Origin of the sequence: Pedobacter roseus (assembly GCF_014395225.1) — a bacterium.
GTDB lineage: Bacteria > Bacteroidota > Bacteroidia > Sphingobacteriales > Sphingobacteriaceae > Pedobacter > Pedobacter roseus.
This window is the reverse complement of record NZ_CP060723.1, coordinates 2,106,979-2,125,356: the sequence shown is the minus strand read 5'-3', so window position 1 is coordinate 2,125,356 and position 18,378 is coordinate 2,106,979. Positions and strand designations below refer to the sequence as shown.

13 protein-coding genes are annotated in these 18,378 nt (G+C 38.6%); 4 read left to right on the top strand and 9 right to left on the bottom strand.

Translation table 11 applies throughout. The features are described 5' to 3' along the window. Nucleotides 1–78: 78 nt before the first annotated feature. From H9L23_RS08735 to H9L23_RS08725, 3 genes are all read right to left on the bottom strand, one after another. On the bottom strand, nt 79–960 hold the full coding sequence (locus tag H9L23_RS08735; RefSeq protein ID WP_187594592.1) for a Ppx/GppA phosphatase family protein: 882 nt from the start codon (nt 958–960) through the stop codon (nt 79–81). Further along, nucleotides 960–3,020, bottom strand: a complete 2,061-nt coding sequence (gene ppk1 / locus H9L23_RS08730) for a polyphosphate kinase 1 (RefSeq protein WP_187594591.1) — start codon at nt 3,018–3,020, stop codon at nt 960–962. The genes H9L23_RS08735 and ppk1 overlap by 1 nt, the downstream gene beginning before the upstream one ends. A 100-nt stretch (nt 3,021–3,120) precedes the next feature. Further along, the gene (locus H9L23_RS08725; RefSeq protein ID WP_187594590.1) at nt 3,121–3,750 is read right to left on the bottom strand and encodes a hypothetical protein; all 630 of its coding nucleotides are present in this window, start codon (nt 3,748–3,750) and stop codon (nt 3,121–3,123) included. 75 nt (nt 3,751–3,825) lie between these two features. On the opposite strand from H9L23_RS08725, the gene H9L23_RS08720 reads away from it, so the two are divergent. From H9L23_RS08720 to H9L23_RS08705, 4 genes are all read left to right on the top strand, one after another. Further along, complete coding sequence (locus tag H9L23_RS08720; protein WP_187594589.1) at nt 3,826–4,317, top strand: YajQ family cyclic di-GMP-binding protein; 492 nt, start codon at nt 3,826–3,828, stop codon at nt 4,315–4,317. Between the two features lie 129 nt (nt 4,318–4,446). Next, on the top strand, nt 4,447–4,893 hold the full coding sequence (locus H9L23_RS08715) for a GNAT family N-acetyltransferase (protein ID WP_187594588.1): 447 nt from the start codon (nt 4,447–4,449) through the stop codon (nt 4,891–4,893). Nucleotides 4,894–4,952: 59 nt separating this feature from the next. After that, nucleotides 4,953–5,549 (top strand): DUF4142 domain-containing protein, encoded by a 597-nt coding sequence (locus tag H9L23_RS08710; protein WP_187594587.1) that lies wholly within the window; start codon nt 4,953–4,955, stop codon nt 5,547–5,549. Between the two features lie 286 nt (nt 5,550–5,835). Further along, a complete protein-coding gene (locus H9L23_RS08705; RefSeq protein WP_187594586.1) occupies nt 5,836–7,428 on the top strand; it encodes a S8 family peptidase in 1,593 nt (530 codons plus the stop codon). Between the two features lie 134 nt (nt 7,429–7,562). On the opposite strand, the gene H9L23_RS08700 is transcribed toward H9L23_RS08705, so the two are convergent. From H9L23_RS08700 to H9L23_RS08675, 6 genes are all read right to left on the bottom strand, one after another. After that, nucleotides 7,563–8,462, bottom strand: coding sequence for a glycerophosphodiester phosphodiesterase family protein (locus H9L23_RS08700; RefSeq protein WP_187594585.1), 900 nt, complete (start codon nt 8,460–8,462; stop codon nt 7,563–7,565). 147 nt (nt 8,463–8,609) lie between these two features. Beyond that, the gene (locus H9L23_RS08695; protein ID WP_187594584.1) at nt 8,610–10,019 is read right to left on the bottom strand and encodes a calcineurin-like phosphoesterase C-terminal domain-containing protein; all 1,410 of its coding nucleotides are present in this window, start codon (nt 10,017–10,019) and stop codon (nt 8,610–8,612) included. A gap of 73 nt (nt 10,020–10,092) precedes the next feature. Next, the gene (locus tag H9L23_RS08690) at nt 10,093–11,733 is read right to left on the bottom strand and encodes a DUF5689 domain-containing protein (RefSeq protein WP_187594583.1); all 1,641 of its coding nucleotides are present in this window, start codon (nt 11,731–11,733) and stop codon (nt 10,093–10,095) included. A gap of 23 nt (nt 11,734–11,756) precedes the next feature. Continuing rightward, nucleotides 11,757–13,322, bottom strand: coding sequence for a SusD/RagB family nutrient-binding outer membrane lipoprotein (locus tag H9L23_RS08685; protein WP_187594582.1), 1,566 nt, complete (start codon nt 13,320–13,322; stop codon nt 11,757–11,759). Between the two features lie 11 nt (nt 13,323–13,333). Continuing rightward, on the bottom strand, nt 13,334–16,831 hold the full coding sequence (locus H9L23_RS08680; protein ID WP_246474888.1) for a SusC/RagA family TonB-linked outer membrane protein: 3,498 nt from the start codon (nt 16,829–16,831) through the stop codon (nt 13,334–13,336). Between the two features lie 123 nt (nt 16,832–16,954). After that, on the bottom strand, nt 16,955–17,956 hold the full coding sequence (locus H9L23_RS08675) for a FecR family protein (protein WP_187594581.1): 1,002 nt from the start codon (nt 17,954–17,956) through the stop codon (nt 16,955–16,957). Nucleotides 17,957–18,378 lie beyond the last annotated feature (422 nt).

The following is an 18,378-nucleotide window of genomic DNA, read 5'->3' as shown; positions in this document are numbered from 1 at the left end:
ATTTTCGGTTAACAGTTTTATAAAAACCCCTCGCTAATTTTTAATTAACGAGGGGTTTACTTTTTATTATCTAATAGTCTAATCCAATTTTTCCTCGATCAACAATTTAATAATCCCATCTGCCATACCCACTTTAGGCACATAAATCTGTTTAATTCCTGTCCATTTCATTAAAGTGAGGTAAATTTCGCAGGCTGGTATAATAACATCAGCACGATCGGGATTTAAACCTAAAGTATTGATCCGCTCTTTTAAAGAGTAGCTCGTCAATTTATTATACATCGAATTTAACTTCTGTAAGGATAAAGGCGCATTTTCTTTCTCATCCGACATGCGGAAAAGTTTATTGATATTGCCACCTGTACCAATACCCGCAAGGTGCTTATAAGCTTTGGTGTGTTCTTTCACCCAATCTTTCATCTCCTCCCAGGTTTCTTCTTTATCCTGGTTATCGAGCATCCTGATGGTACCGATATTAAAAGATCGTGAAACTTCTGGTGAACCTTTTACAAAAACAGATAATTCAGTACTTCCACCACCTACATCAATATATAAATAGGTTTTGTTTTCGTCTAATTCTTCTTCAATATGGTTGGCGTAAATAATATTTGCTTCACGTTGTCCTTCAATAATCTCTAAAGTAACGTCAGTTTGTTCTTTAATCAGTTTTACGATATCCTGTCCATTGCGGGCTTCCCTCATGGCAGAAGTTGCACAGGCTAAATATTCGGAAACATGATAAACATCCATCAGATTTTTAAAAGCCGTCATGGTTTTGACCAGGTCTGCTGATTTTTTGTCTGAAATATGTTGATCTAAAAACGCATCATCGCCCAGGCGGAGCGGCACACGGATTAAGGTATTTTTTTTGTATTTGTATTTTCCGTCTTGTTTGCTGATATCCGCAATGAGTAACCTCACTGCATTCGAACCGATATCTATAGCTGCGTATCTTAACATTATGATTGATGCTTGGTTTTTAAATAGTTATAAATATCTACTTGCGCCCTTATTTTTTTACTTAATCTGTTTTTATGGTATTTGTTGTTGTTTAAGGCATTAATCTGCCTCGATTTAGTATTGTCCTGCAATTGCAGATCGATAATGTCCTGTATTTCCTGTTTTACATCGTGATCTAAAACCGGAAAGCCCACCTCTACACGGTGCTCAAAGTTCCGGCTCATTAAGTCGGCAGAAGAGAGATACATATCGTTTTTACCATTGTTCCCGAAAATGTATACCCTGGCATGCTCCAGAAATTTATCAATGATACTGATGGCGGTTATATTTTCGCTGAAACCCTTTACACCAGGCACAAGGCAACAGATTCCCCTGATAATTAACTGGATTTTAACCCCTGCATTGCTCGCATCATAAAGTTTGGCAATAATGCCTTCATCGGCCAAACTGTTCACTTTTAACATGATATAAGCCAATTTACCCTGCTTTGCGTTCCTGATTTCGCGGTTAATAAAATTAACCAGTTTGGAGCGGCTCTCTAAAGGCGATACAATTAAATGTTTAAAACCTTTGGTTACCGTACGTTTGTTCAGGGCATCAAAAAGTTTCACCAAATCGTTGGTAATCTCCTTTTTTGCGGTAAAAATACTATGGTCGCAATATAAACCGGCGGTTTTTTCGTTAAAATTACCGGTGGCTAAATTGGCATAATACACGGGTTTATCTTTTTCAATCCGTTTAACCAGGCAGATTTTGGAGTGCACCTTATAATCGGTTAAACCATAATTTACCTTAACACCTTCTTCCATTAAACGGGTTGTCCAATAAATATTGGCCTGCTCATCAAAACGGGCTTTAAGCTCTAATAAGACAGAAACAGCCTTTCCATTTTTAGCCGCGTTGATCAAAGCATTAATTACCTTCGAGTTTTCGGCCAAACGATATAAAGTAATCTGTATTTCGGTAACTTTTGGATCAATTGCAGCTTCACGCAGAAACAATATGATGTAATCGTAAGATTGGTAAGGTAAATTCACCAGGTAATCGCGCTGAGCCACCCTATTAAACATACTTTGAGTCCTATGCAAGTCGTGCACCTTCAGCGGCACATTTGGTGCATATTCCAGTTCCTTTTTGCCTACATTCGGGAAAGCAATAAAATCGCCGAATTTATGGTAACGGTTACCGGGGATTAAACTTTCTGCCTCCAGCTTTAATTTATTAACCAAAACGGTGAGCATATTCAAAGGCATGGCCGAATCATAAAGCAAACGCATAGGTTTGCCTTTTTTGCGTTTTTCTAAGCTGCTTTTTAAATCTTCGATAAACTTATCGTTGATGTTTTTATCGATATCCAGTTCTGCATCACGGGTGAGCTGAATGGAATAAGCTTCTAAATTATCGTAGGTAAAAACGTAAAAAATATCGTCCAGACAATAACGGATGATATCTTCAGCAAGAATGATAAATTTCAGGTCATTTGTTTCCGGAAGCACCAAAAACCGGGGTAAATTAGGCGGAATTTCAATGAGGGCATACTTTTCCCTTACTTTTGTGTCTTTTTTAGATAGTTTTACGAAGAAATATAAATAACGATCTTTTAACTCTGGAAAAGGTTTGTCCATATCCAGCATAATCGGAACCAGGTTGGATAGAATCTTATCCCTAAAGTGGTTTTTCACAAACTCGCCCCTGCTTACGTTCAGTTGGGTATCATTTAAAATAAAAATCCTGTTCTGGGCAAGTTCGTTGATTAAAGTGGCCTGAAAAAGCTGGTCGAATTTTCGCTCCTGCTTTACCACAATGTTTTTAATTTCGTTCAGAATTTTCCTGGGGTTAAATCCTAAAAGTGCTTTTGCTTTATCGTTCAGGTTGGTAAGCCTGGTCATGGTGGCTACCCTTACCCGATAAAACTCTTCTAAATTTGAAGAAAATATGGATAGAAATTTAATTCGCTCAATTAAGGGCACGGTTTCGTCGGCAGCTTCCTGCAGCACACGATCGTTAAAGTAAAGCCAGCTAATTTCGCGGTTAAAAAAGGGGATCTTCTTATTGCTCATTTAAAAAAATAAAAAATCCCTGCCAAAAACAGGGATGCTCAAAACTGCATATTAATTTGTTAAATCGATGTTAATTCATCTACGTATTAACGTTAACAAATTATTTTTTAGCCGGAGCTTTAACCACTTTCTTAACGGCAGGTGCGGCTTTAGCTACCGTTTTTTTAACAACTGTAGCTGCCTTTTCTGGCTCAGCCACAGGAGCCGCAGCTTTTTTTACAGTTGCTGTAGCCTTTGCAGGAGCATTACTTGCTGTTGCTACCGCTTTTTTGGCAACTGTGGTCGATGCCGCAACTGCTTTTTTAACCTCAGTAACAGGTTTCGCCAACACTTTTTCAGCTTTTTCTTCGGTTTCAATAGCCGCTACTTTAATACTCTGAACAACTGGTTTAGCTTTCGCTACAGCTTTTTTTACCACTTTTTCGGCAGATTTTTCTGCTTTGCTAACCGCTTTTGCAACTGGTTTTTTCGCTGCTTTTGCCTTTTCTTTTGAGGCGTGCAATAAATCATCTATTTTTTGGCCCACATCGGCTTTTACAATCGTAAATTTCTTGGTTAATTTCTTCGCCACACGCTTACTCGCCTTACCCACCTCTGTACTAATTTCAGATACATCGTGACCTAAACTTTTAATAACATCCAGGAATTTATCTGTGATAGATTGCTCTAATTGTTTTTTGACTTCTTTCTTGGTGATCTTTTTTTGAGACTTTGGTTTAGTGGTTTTCATATTATTTTTCGTTTTTTTGTGACCTAGATTAATTTCTACTAAATCTACTTATTTTTTTACTTTAAAGCTAAAACCATGCCTTCTTTTGATATAGTAAGTAAAGTTGATGCGCAAACATTGGATAATGCGATCAACAATGCGAAAAAGGAAATCCTTAACCGATTCGACTTTAACGGATCAAAAAGCACCGTCGAACTGGATAAAAAAACAAATGTGGTAACGATAGTTACTGAAGACGACATGCGACTTAAAGCCATAGAAGGTTCGATTATTTCGAGGATGATGAAACAGAATTTAGACCCTAAAAGTTTGGATTTTGGCGATGAGCAACAGGCTTCGGGAAACATGATCCGAAAAGAAATCAGCATTAAAGAAGGATTGGATAAAGATGCAGCTAAAAAAGTTGTTGCCAAGATTAAAGCCAGCGGATTAAAAGTTCAAGCTTCTATTATGGATGATCAGGTACGTGTAACGGCAAAAAAAATCGACGATTTACAAGCGGTAATCAATCTTTGCAGAAACGAAGATTTCGGCCAGCCACTGCAATATATTAATATGCGTAATTAATAGGGTTAATTGTATAAACTGGTTAATTGGTTAACTGTTTTAGCTAAATCTATCAGTTAACCAATTTCAACAATTAACAAATCTCTACAGTTAACCGATTTAAACAATTAACCAGTTAACCCAAACAACGTGGAAATCAGCGAAAACGGATTTATATTTTCCGACAAAAAGGATCTTTTAGATATAGAGGCCATCCACCATTATTTAAGTACAGCATCTTATTGGGCCAAAAACATTCCATTTGATACGGTAAAACGCTCTATTGAAAATTCGCTATGCTTCGGCATTTATAAAGGGCCGGAACAAGTTGGTTTTGCAAGATGGGTAACCGATAAAGCTACATTTGCATGGCTTTGCGATGTGTATGTTAAAGATAGTTATCGCGGTTTGGGTTTATCCAAAAAGCTGATGTCGTTTATGATCTTTCACCCTGACCTGCAGGGATTACGCCGTTATCAACTGGCCACATTGGATGCCCATGGCTTGTATGAACAATTTGGTTTTTCACAGATTGAAAATCCTGAAAGGCAAATGGGTATTGTAATTCCGGATATTTACAGTAAAGCTGCAGAATAGATTAAAAAACCTTTTTTAAGTTCCTGTGTTTTCCATACACATCAAAACATAGAAAAAACATGAAAAAGATATTTTTATTGTCTACAGCTTTTGCATTAGCCCTATCATTCCAGGCCTGTCAAACTGCAGATAAAAAATCAGCAACTACGAAAGACAGTGTTTCCGGAGATACCACCATGGTAAATGGCAACCATGTTACCGGATCTGAAAGTACCGAATCGGGTATTGATGAAGCAGGTGCTACCTTTTTAAGAAAAGCGGCTGTTGGTGGCATTATGGAAGTTGAAGCAGCAAAAATTGCTGCTAAAAATGCAAAAAGTGCTGAAGTTAAAGATTTTGCAGCGAAAATGCTGGCTGATCACACGAAGGCAAATACCGAATTAAAAACATTAGCTCAGAGCAAAAAAGTGATTACTCCGGAAGCTTTACCTGCCGATCAGCAGATTCATTTGGATGAAATGAAAAAAATGACAGGCGCTGCTTTCGATAAACATTATATGGATATGATGGTAACTGACCATGATAAAACAGTGGCGTTATTTAAACAAGGAACAGAAAATCGCGACCAAAGCGTTAAAGAATGGGCTACTAATACTTTAAAAGTAATTGAATCGCATGATGAAATGGCAAAAAAGATTGTAGCTGGCTTAAAATAGAGACAGCTTATTTTTAAGCAAAAAATCCTGGACGAATTGTCTCAGGATTTTTTTTTAATCTTATTATAAGATAATGGTCCGTGGGTACACAAACCACGGCTTAATTTTTATTAGCAATACGTGATGCTCATTGAAGATAATCGTAATACTATGAGCCTTAAGATTCCCGCTTACCCGGGAATGACGATTTATCTAATAAAATATGCCAAAAGCATAATTTTTGCTACAATTTCTTTCAATAAAAAAATTAAAATTAACTTTCGACGTTTAATACAAAAATAAATAAATGAATAAGAGTAGAATTTTCAGAACGCTTTTAAGTTTGGCGCTCGTAAGTGCAGTGCCAACATTAGTTAATGCACAAAAAGCCAATTGGCAAAATCTTGATCTTAAAGGTGACAGTACATTCGGAATCAGCACCGAAAAAGCATATAAAGAACTTTTAAAAGGTAAAAAATCGGTAAAAGTGATTGTTGCTGTTAACGATGGCGGTGTTGAAGCCACACATGAAGACTTAAAACGCATTATGTGGGTAAATACCAATGAGATTGCCGGTAATGGTAAAGACGACGATAAAAACGGTTATATTGATGATATTAACGGCTGGAATTTTATCGGTGGACCGAAAGAATCGGTAAATTTTGAAACATTGGAATTAACACGTTTGGTACGCCGCGATCAGGAACGTTTTGCCAGTACTACAGATGCAAACGTTGCAGAAAAGGATAAAAAAGATTTCGAAACTTTTAAAGCAGAACGCGCAGATTTAGAAAAACAATTAGCAGAAGCTAAAGAAAATTTAGCTGGCATTACCGGTTTCAAAAATGCATTAGATGCTGTTGTAAAAAAGATCGGAAAAGAAAACCCAACAGTTGAGGATTTTAAAAACTTTAAACCATCAACCGAAGTTGAAGGCAGGATACAGAATGTATTAAGTCAGCAACTTGAAAAAGGAAGTTTTAAAGACTTTTACGAAGATCAGATCGTAGAGGGATTGGATTATTACACCCGTCAAGCAAATTATAATTTAAATCTTGATTATGATCCACGCTCGATTGTAGGCGATGATCCAAACAATGTAACCGAAAAATTTTATGGCAATAATGATGTAGCTGGTCCGGATGCCATGCACGGAACACACGTTGCTGGTATTATTGCTGCTGACAGAACCAACAAACTAGGTATTTTAGGTGTGGCAGATAATGTTGCCATTATGGGTGTGCGTTGTACTCCAAATGGTGATGAAAGGGATAAAGATGTTGCTAACGCCATTCGCTATGCGGTTGATAATGGCGCAAAAGTAATCAACATGAGTTTTGGTAAGGCTTACAGCTGGAACAAGGCCATTGTTAACGAAGCCATGAAATATGCAGCATCTAAAGATGTATTGATTGTACAGGCAGCAGGTAACGAAAACAAAAATATTGATGTAGAAAACAATTTCCCTAACCATAAAGACTTAGATGCAAAAACCATCGCTTCATGGATTACAGTTGGTGCTTCGGGACCTAAAGATGATGAAACCCTTAAAGCAAGTTTCTCTAACTTTGGTAAAGAGCAGGTAGATGTTTTTGCACCAGGTGTTCAGATTTACTCTACGGTACCGGGTTCTAAATACAAAAACTTAGATGGTACCAGTATGGCCTCTCCTGTTGTGGCAGGTTTAGCCGGATTAATCCGTTCTTATTATCCAAAATTAACTGCGGCCCAGGTAAAAGAAATTATCGTTAAATCGGTTACCAAGGTTAACCACAATGTAGAATATGCCAAAGGTGAAGAGCCAGGTGCTGAAAAAGTTTCTGTTCCTTTCTCTGATCTTTGTATCAGTGGTGGTGTTGTGAATGCTTATAATGCATTGAAATTAGCAGCTACTTATTAAGCTAACTCTTTGGAAATTAACTCCCATGTGCTCGGGAGTTACGCCATAATGAAATTTATAACTAAATAAAAAAAGCGAACCATGAGGTTCGCTTTTTTTATTATTTAATTTCATTCTGAAAGATAATTTTCTTCTTATTTCGCCTGCACTAAAATATCAGGATAATCAGAAATAATACCATCAACGTTAAATGCTTTTAACTTTTGAATATCAGCTAAAGTATTGGCTGTCCATGGGATGATTTTTACCCCATTAGCATGCGCCTTTTTTACAAACTCTTCGTTAACCATTTGCCAAACCGGACTCAAAATAAAAGGTTTATAGCCTAAATCAGCAATATTTTCGTCGTAAGTTTTTTTATTGGCCACCAAAAAAGAAGTTTTCATTTTTGGATATTTCTCATGGATGATCTGAATGGTACGTTTATCGAAAGATTGAATCACTACAAAATCAGTAATCTTTTTCCTGATGATCACGTCCATCAAAAGTTTAACGAATTCTTCCGGTTTAGGATTGGTAATTCCATCACCGCTTTCGCTGCATTTAGTTTCGATATTGTAGAAAAACTGTTTGCGTTTATTTGATTTGATATCACGCTGTACGGCATCGATCAGATCGGCAAGTAACGGTAAATGTGTTTTTTCCTTTTTTTGCTTAGGAAAAAGATCATAATATTTGGTTCCTAAATCAAATTGTTTGATCTCATCGTAATTCATGCCAAAAATCGGATATTTCTTAGCATCTGTTACCGGAATATCTTTTCCATCAGGCGTAAGCATAAAAGCCGGGCTCAGGTAATCATCATGCGTTACCACTACTTTGCCATCTTTTGAAATATGCGTATCCATTTCCAAAGTGGTAATGCCATCAATCTTCATCGCATTTAACATGGCCTCAATGCTATTCTCAGGCATTAAACCTCGTCCGCCACGATGTGCTTCTGCACTAAATACTGGGAATTTAACATCTTGAGCATTCGATTTTACTGCAAATGCGGATAAAAGAATCAAAATTGTTGTTTTTTTAAGTTTCATATCCAAAAAAGGGATTTTACGGTGGCGTTGAACGTTAACATCTACGCTATTAAATTAATCCACAAGATAATGGTATCATGTGTTCCCATATAACGCGGTTAATTAAATCTATATTAAATTTCTAACCACAGTCATCTGACAAAATTGTTAGGCTTCTATTTCCGCTTCAAATTTTTCTCCGAAACGATCAGTAGCGATTACTTTTACTTTTTTAACTGAAGGTTCAAAATGAGCCAAAAATAAGTGATCTGTAGAGATGGGTTCAACAAATGGTCTTGGGTTTGGCAATTTATCTCCTTTATATAATTTAACTGATAAAGGATCAAATCCATCCTGGGTTGTCAAAGTACCCATCGCTTTTCCATCTAAAAAGTATTCTACTTTCCATTCCGGATCGTAATTCCACACATTGGCGATCAATCTTTTTTGATTGGTTAAGGTATCCACATAAATGCTCAACTGTTTTTTACGGTCTTCTCCAGTTGATTTGTAATACCATTTTAAATCTGTTCCGTTCACTTCATAAACACCATATCCACGCGGCGTTCCGTCGCCACAGATAGGGCCTGTCCACCAGCCACCGCAAACTGTACCATGGTTATGCTCATAAATCCCGTTTTTAATCACATTTTTATTAAAATGGGTGTGACCAGACATAATATGAACGTTTTTGAAATCTTTTAAAACAGCATAAAAATCATCATTATTTTTTACTGAATTGTGTACCGGAATATGCAGGCAAATAATTAACAAAGCATCCTTAGGTACCAATTGTAAATCTTTGGCCAACCACTCCAATTGCGTTGGTGTAATGTAGCCATCATAAGTTCTTTCTACACCTAAATAACGTACGTCGTCTAAAACTACGTAGTGGGCTTTTCCCCTATTGAAAGAATAATATGTTGGGCCGTAATGTGCCTGAAAAGTACGATCGGAAGTATCGTCGCCACCCTGCCTGTAATCCTGATCGTGGTTACCTAAAGCCTGAAAAAAAGGAATCCCGATTTGGGCAATGGCTTCGTCATAAGCTGGAAAAAGATCGAAGTTATCCCAAACCAAGTCGCCTACACCAATACCGTGCACCAATGTTTTTCCCATGCTTTTTACCACTTCACGGGTATCGGGCACAGAGGTTTCCATCATCTGTTGTACATCTTTTTTGTTTTTAACCTGCGGATCGGCCCAAATGATAAAATTATGTTTGTTATCGTTCTGTTTTAATGGTTTAAGATCGAAGTTTAATTTACCAGCGGTATCCGGTTTATAGTAGTGACGGGCAATGCTGCTTTCGGTTTTAAACTCATAACCCGACGGGGTGCTGATCCAAACAAAACGGGCCAGTTCGTGCAATTTTAGCTGATAATTTCCGGTTTTATCGGTCTGTACCACGCTATAGCCGTCAGAAATAACAACACCAGCTACGGCTTTTCCTTTACTCGTTACGGTACCGCTTACCAGGCCATCTACAGAAAAAAGTGATGAAGGAAATGATTTTAAGCTAACGAATAAGGTGGTGGTTAATAAAGTTGATTTTTGTATAAATGATCTTCTGTTCATGTTGATGTAAACGAATGGGATGATTGTAAAACCACAAAGAAAACCTGAAGGCTTTCTTTGTGACTATAATGATTTATTTTAATCTGGTTGGCGGAATGGTATCTGTACGGATATACTCGCCCGTTACAGCATTCAAAATCCTCACCAAAGAAGTACCCTCGATATCCTCTATCGTTGATGATGTACTCAGGTTAATATCTGATTGACTTCTTGCTTTGATCCATTTACCTAAAGATGGGTTGTATATTCCACCAAGTTTGTTCCAGAAACCCTGATCGGCTGGCAGTTGATAGTTAAAACATAAAGTATTTTCGCCGCTTCTATAGTACGGTTGGGATGCCAGCGTAATTGGATTTATTTTATCATAAAAATCGGTATTGGCAACCTTATATCCAACTGAAGGTGCATTGTATAAACTACCGCCACCACCGACGAAGATTACATCGATCGGTGCCGTATTTACATCAACAGTTGTACCTTCGAAAATTGCAAAACCAGATGCGTTACCGGAATTGGCAAACAGGCCTGTGGTATATAAACCGAAACCATCACCGTTTCCTGCAGGTGCGTTTGCCGGGGTTGCTACAGTATAATCTTTAGATCTGATCCATTTAGATGATGCAATAGATTTTGATTTTGATCCATTAATCAGTTTAGAGGATCCACCAACGTAAAAGAACTCGCCTTTTGAAACCTTTCCTGAAGTTAAATTAAATTTATAGGTTCTTGCAACCAATCCTACAGGTGTTTTTAATGCATCTGCACCTGTTGCCCATCCTTTTGTTGGAAAAACACCCGTTGGTGATGATGCACCTGCGTTATTTGTTACCACAACACAAAATGGGGTTACCTCAAAATCAATATCTCTTGTGGCCATAAACTGCATATATTCGTAGTTTCCGTCACCACCTTCAGCATCGGCCATGTAACCTGTAATAATTGCCGAAGCAATATCAGGTGTAGAACTCAAAGCTACGGCATCTTTAATAGTACGCATTCTCTGGTGCGGTTTTAATACTCCGTTTGCACCGATGGTATTAAAGATAATCCCATAGTAGTTTCCGTTAAAATTAAGTCCGCCTGTATTTGCAAAGGTTGCGGTTGCTTCTGTATGCAAAGTGAAATTATCAAAACCATCATTAATGGTTTTATCACCAGCATAGGTATCATTAGGACCCGCGCCAGGCTCAAATCCGGCTTTTACAATGGCCACCAGCGTACTTTCGTAATCATTTGGTTTAGCCAGAATAAAACTACTGCCCACTCGGTTGGGTGGAATAGGAACATTGGATGCGATTTTGGTGATGGCACTGCTCGAAATACCGGTAACCTGTAAGATTCCATTTACTCTTTTTAATATGGCTCCTTCAACTTTTATCCCAACAGAATCTCCCGGAACATATTTGGCTGCATCAGCACCGATGGGAATAGAAATACCCCTGATTAAACCTAAACGACGTTTATCCTGTATAATAAGCAGTCCTTCAGGCAGGTTTTTGCCCGAATGATCTGATATTACCACACCAGTTATGCTGCTTGAACCAAACATGTTCTCGTTGGTCAGCGTAACATCCGATCCTTTGTACAGGTTTCTTAAATCGTACAACGGTACATAATCGCCTATTACACCGCCTGGATAATTTGATTTTTTACACGCAGACCATGTTAAGGCCAATGATAGAAAAGTTATGCTATAAAATATTATCTTTTTCATTTTGATCATTTTTTAATTGTAGGTTACGGTTTCTGCCACCATACGTTTGTATTGATTGCATCGGGTCCCTGTTCTGCCACTGCCAGCTGGTAATTTGTTGGATTTGCAGATTGTACATAAACCGGATAGGTCATTCTGGCCGGCATTACGCCGCCATTTCTTAAACCTGTACCTTTCGGCAGGATCGGGTGACCTGTACGACGGTATTCGAACCATTGCTGCATATCAACAAGAAACAGCGCGAAGTATTTCTGCAGGTGGATCTGTTCCATTTTACCATCCATAGATTGTGTATTATCCCAGTCTATATCCGCATCTGTAACATATTTGGTAAAGGCTGCAGATGTAGTTGAGGTAGTAAAAGCTGGTACCCAATAATTAATGGCGTTGGCAATACCTGCGTTATAGTAATTAACTGCAGAACCATTGATCCAGCCTTTTAGTGCAGCCTCGGCTAAAATGAACTGAAGCTCTGCATAGTTCATCAAAATACCTGTTTTAGCCGATTGTTGTAAAGATTTCGCACCATAAGTACTGCTTCCAAGTGCCTGATCGTAGGAATAAAAATAAGCCTGTTTAACCACCCCGGCACCCACCGCGTAACCACTCGGCACGCCTGAATAACCCTGAGGCCCCTGGGCAATCCCTAATCTGTTTACGCCGCCATCTCCGTTTGGTGCATTTGCGTCGATACGTGGATCGGCCCAGTCTCTTAAATGCTCAATAAAAAAGCTTCCAATGGCAGGCGACCTGAAATCCTGTACCCTTACCCCGTTTACATAAGGATTAACAAAAGGATCTGTTCCGGTTAAACCTGTCCAGGGTAAAGTTGCCGATTCGCTATTGTTTGCCATAACAGGATAATTCCCTGGATTGGTATCTATAATTTCTTTGATTTTGGCAATTGCCTGTGCAGAAACTTCTGATTTACCCGACACCCTTAACAATAACCTCAGGTATAATGAATTACAGAACTTACGCCATTTTGCAACATCGCCTTTAAATACCGGATCACTTGATGGCGTAATCGCCGTTCCTGCGCTTAACAATGTATTGGCCTCTTCGAGTTTTTTAAACATGTCGAGGTAAATATCTTTTTGCTTGTCGAATTTTGGTTCTAAAACACCAGTATTACCTTGGTTTGATTGGAAATAAGGGATATCGCCATAGGTATCAGATAACATGGAATAAACCCAGGATTGGCAGATTAAAGAAATCCCCTGGTAAGATTTATTTTCCATTCCAGGTTTGCCAGCTAATTTATAAATATCCTTAAAGTTGGTTAGCTGAACATACCAGGCATTCCATAAATAATCAGAAAAGGTACTTCTGTATTCGTACCGAAATACCGTTCCGTCACCATCGCTGATACTTACAGTTACCTGCATCAGTTCGTTATTGAAATTACGGTTGCGGATCATGCCATAGGTTAATGTATTAACCAGGGCTGGCGCCAATAATTTATCAGGTGTTGTTGAAAGGATATTGATCGGATCGGTGTTAACCTCCTGAAAGTTTTTATCGCATGAGGAAAGTGTAGTAACCGACACCAGCAAAACTGCAATAATTTTATATAGATTCTTTTTCATGTTTTAAAAGATTATATGCCAATTGATAAATTGAAACCAAACGTTCTGGTTGACGGGAACTGACCGATCTCAAATCCGGTAACGATATCAGAACCGCTAAGCGTACCAAACTCCGGATCGAACATTGGCCAAGGCGACCAGATGAAAAGATTACGGCCATACACGCCAAAGGTAGCTGTTGATAGCCCCAGCCTTTTCAGGAAACGTGGATTGAACTTATAGTTTAGAGAAGCTTCCCTGAATTTAATAAAATCGGTACTGAATGTACTGCCCTCGGCATTATCTGCACCAGCATGCGAGCGGTAATATTCGTCAATATCATAAGCAACAGTTGTATTTGGAACGTATGAACCGTTGGCCAATTGAACCACTCCATTACCTACAATACCATTATACCTGCCTGGCAACGTGCTGGTTAATTTACCTTGTTCAACCATTTTATAATTTAACAAAGAGTGTGCAACAGCGCCAACCTGTGCATCAAATAACACGCTTAAACTGATGTTTCTGTAAGCAAAGGTACTTCCGATACTGAATTTGTATTTTGGCATGGTATTGCCAAGGTATACTACATCATTCGTGATTTTTGCAAAACCTGTTGTAGCATCATAAACCACATTGCCCTGCGGATCGCGAACGTATCCCCTGCCGTATAAATCGCCCATACTTCCGCCAACTTTTGCTACAATCTGGCCGCCAGCTACAGGACCGGTACGTAGAATAATTGAGCTATCGGTTAAGGCTTTAATTACATTCGAATTTGAAGCAAAAGTGGCATTCATCGTCCACTTAAAACCTCCTTTTGTGACAACTGGTGTGCCGTTTAAGGCTACCTCAACACCCGTATTATTTACCTGCCCTGCATTGATCAACGCCTGGTTATACCCTGTTGAGCGGTCCACAATTCGGGTTAAAATCTGGTTTTTGGTATTTCCGGCATAAACCGCAACATCAAATCCCAACCTTCCTTTAAATAAACTCACTTCAGTACCTACCTCGTAAGTGGTTGTTTTAAGCGGTTTTAAATTTTCGTTTGGTAAGATGGTCGGATTTACCAGCGAACTATCAGGATAAGTGCCGTTCGATGCCAACGAATAGGTATAAGCTGTACGGTAAGGTGTGGTACCACCGCTACCTACCTGCGAAACTGAAGCCCTTAATTTAGCAAAACTGATAGCTTTTGGCAATTTAAAGAATTCTGAAAGCACAAAACTGGTACTGATTGCCGGATAGAAAAAGCCTACATTATCAGTTCTGGTTGCTGTAGCCAATACACTGCTCCAGTCTTTACGCCCCGTAAGTTCTACATACCAGTAATTTTTATAGTTGGTAGATAAAACCCCGTAAAAACTATTAATCCTATATCTGCTGGTATCAGGAATAGAAATTAATGGATATAAATTATTGGTTAAATCGTAGATATCAGGAACGGTTAAACCATCAGCACGTAAATCCGATTTATTGTATTTATTCCTTAGCTCACTTCCGCCCAAAGTGGCGTTGATACTGAAATTTTTACTGATTTTTTTATCATATCTTAAAAGGAAATCGATGTTGGTTTCCTGCGCATTAATGTGCTGTTGACGCGTTGAACCTTTAGGCAAACGACTACCTGAATCGTAAGGACGGTCTTGCGCACGTCGCTCGTTTGAATAATCAATACTAGACCTTAATAATAAACTTAACTCTTTTGTGAACTGATAACTGGCCTGAATATTTGCCGTTATATTATTACGTCCGGTTCTATTGATAAATTCATCAACTACTGCATAAGGGTTCTCCGGGAAGGAACTAAACGGATATTTAATTACTCTATTTTCCTGTCCATTTGCCCAATAATTTTTGATCCAATCCAGGCTTGCGTTTGGTTGCCAGAAAATAAACCAGTACATTAACGATTGGTTACCATAACCCGCACCTGGCAGGTTATCGCTAAATCTGTTGCCATAATTGATTTTGGTGGCAATCTTTAATTTAGAAGTAACATCCGTATTGGTTGATAAGGTAAGTGTAGTACGCTCTATTCCGGTATTGGGTACAATCCAGGTATTGTTCTGGTTGGTAACCGAAAAACGGGCAGTGGTGTTTTTGTAACGTCCATCTAAACTCAGTGAGTTGGTTAAATTTTCGCCTGTGCTAAAGAAATCCCTGATCTGGTTTTTATAAGGCACCCAGGGTGTTCTGGTTTTACCCCCAGTTTGTGTCACCGGATCGTATTGGAAAAACATTTGGCCATCAAAACGTGGTCCGTAAGCCGAACTGGTTCCACTTGTACTTGCACCATCGGCGCTTGCACCATACGAATAATAGGCTGCACCATCTAGTCCCTGACCATACTCGTATTGCATATCAGGCCAGCGGTTAACCTCTTCGAAAGACCCGTTGGAAGTAAATCTGATATTTACTTTTTTATGCTTTGAGTTACCCGATTTTGTGGTAATGATAATCGCTCCATTTGCACCACGTTGTCCATATAAAGCGGCAGCACCCGGACCTTTTAATACAGTTACACTTTCAATATCTTCCGGGTTGATATCGTTGATAGAACTTCCATAATCGGCAGGCATGTTATCACTTCCGGTACCATAAACACCGTCTGAACTATTGGCTGTACGTCTGCCACCACTATTATTGATTACTACCCCATCCAAAACAATTAGCGCTTCATTATCACCAGTCAGGTTATTTTCGCCCCTTAAAATAATTTTGTTTGAACCCGCAGGACCACTGTTTGATCTGATCAAATTTAAACCTGCAACCTTGCCCGAAAGAGCGTCCGTCCAGTTGGTAGAAACAGCGTCCGTTAACTGGTTACTATCAATTTTAGTTACCGCATAACCCAAAGCTTTTTCCTGCCTCTTAATACCTAAGGCAGTTACCACCACTTCGTTTAATGAATTATCAGCTTGCACCAGTTTAAAATTAACATTAGTGGTTCCACCAACGTTCACCTTTACCTGTTGCCTTTTGGCAATTTCGTAAGAAATAAATCTTGCCTCTACTGTATAAATGCCAGGTGCTACGTTAAAACTAAAACTTCCATTGTTATTGGTTTGTCCCAATACATTCAACTCTACAATTTTTATTGTTGCAGCCGGTATCGGTTCATTGTTTTCATCAACAACTTTACCGCTAAGATTGCCTGTAGATGTGTTTTTTGAGGTAATGAGGATGTTGCCTGCGCCGCCTGACTTATAAGTAAATGGCAAGCCTTTTAAAAGCAGATCGAGCACTTCATATACAGATCTTGTTCCTCTTGAAACATAAACCCTCTTCTGATCATCGAGCTGGTTGTTGTTATAGGCAATATGATTGCCGCTGAGCTTTTCTAAAGTTTCAAAAGCTTTTTTTAGTGTCATGCCATCCGCTTCGAACAGAAATTTCTTATCGCTTTGTGCATGGGTACATAATGAGAAAGAGAGCAGATTCAACATCATTATGGCCATAATCACCATAACTTTTGAGGGATACTGATGGAATTTTTTGATCCATCGGGTATTAATTTTCATATCTTTACTAAGTTTTACTTTGTCAAATGAGTATACAGTTTACAGGGCTTGAAATGTGTCCAGCATTTCGAGCCATTTTTCGGTTTAGTAATTTTATATCATATCTATCTTTATAGTTTATCGTTAATAAATGATTACTTTACTTTCATAGATTTTATATTTTGAGTCCGATAGCTTTGCAATTACATCCATAATCTGCTTTGCCGAACATTTATCAAATTTTGCGGTAAGCTTTACTTCTTTTAAAGCTTCGGTTTTAATTTCAATATCAAGGTCATACTCACGTGCAATAACTTCAGCAATTTCGCTCAGGGGTTTATCGTAAAAAAAGATTTTGTATTCCCTCCAGCTATCAAAATCGATCGCATTTACTAGCTTTTTGGTCGTTTGCCCATTGTTTTTATTAATGGTAAGCTGTTCATTTGGTAAAAGAAACTGAACAGGTGATGTTTTGTCTTTATTTTTAAACAGCACCCCTACTTTACCAGTTTGCACGGTGATGGTGATGTTTTTTAAAGATGGATAAGCATTAATATTAAATGAAGTACCCAAAACAGTAGTGCTTACTTTCCCGGTATGTACTATAAAAGGTTGTTTGGTGCGGTGTTGCACATCAAAAAAAGCTTCTCCTTCTAAATAAACAATCCGTTTGCTGGTGGTATTAAAATTGAGTGCGTAACGAATTTTACTGTCGCCGTTTAAATAGATATTAGAACCGTCGGGCATGGTCACCAGCCTTTTCTGCCCACGCGGATTGTAAATTTCATTGTAAGCCACAACTTCTGCCTTTTTTGGCTGATAGGTATTGAAATAGAGCACTGGCAAGAAAGCGATAACCACTATCGCAGCAGCTATAGTAAAATACTTACGATAGCTGATCTTCTTTACAATTGGTGCCTGATCAGCACTTTTTTCGATATGTTGCTGAATGGCCGACCAGCTTTTCTGTTGATTAACGGGTTTTTTCAGGGAATAATCTGCTGCTTCAAAGGCCTGTAAAGTTTCCCTGAAAATCTGCTGATTCTGCTGACTGCTTCCAACCCAAATCAGTAAATCAGTTAAATCTTCACTGCCAATGGTTTTCTTGCTGTAATCTTCTATTAATTTGTAGTAACGTTCGTCCATTTAGTAATGCGGTTCTGGAGGTAAGACAGATTAATGGACGCCTATACGTAGCGAAAAAGATCAAGTTATTGTTAACAAATCGTTAAGTATAAAGGGTGACCTAAATAGATTAATAATGTTGAAGGGTTGTTTTAATCAGGGAAAAATATAAATGCTTTTGATTTGAAAATGAATGGTCAGTGTTTCATAGATCCTTTAGCCCCGCCATCCGCTACATCCCGATTGAAAAAATCGGGATCTGCTGCTGTCGGGTTTAGGTACAATAGCCTGTACTTTAATTCCTGAGCACCTTCATGGGTTAACTAAACCCGATCCGATAGCTATCGGATGCAGGGAAGAGCTTCCGATCCTTCATCGAAACTCGTATCAAAAAACGGGACTGCCACCCTATAGAAAACTGAACCTGCCTTTCCAAAAATCAG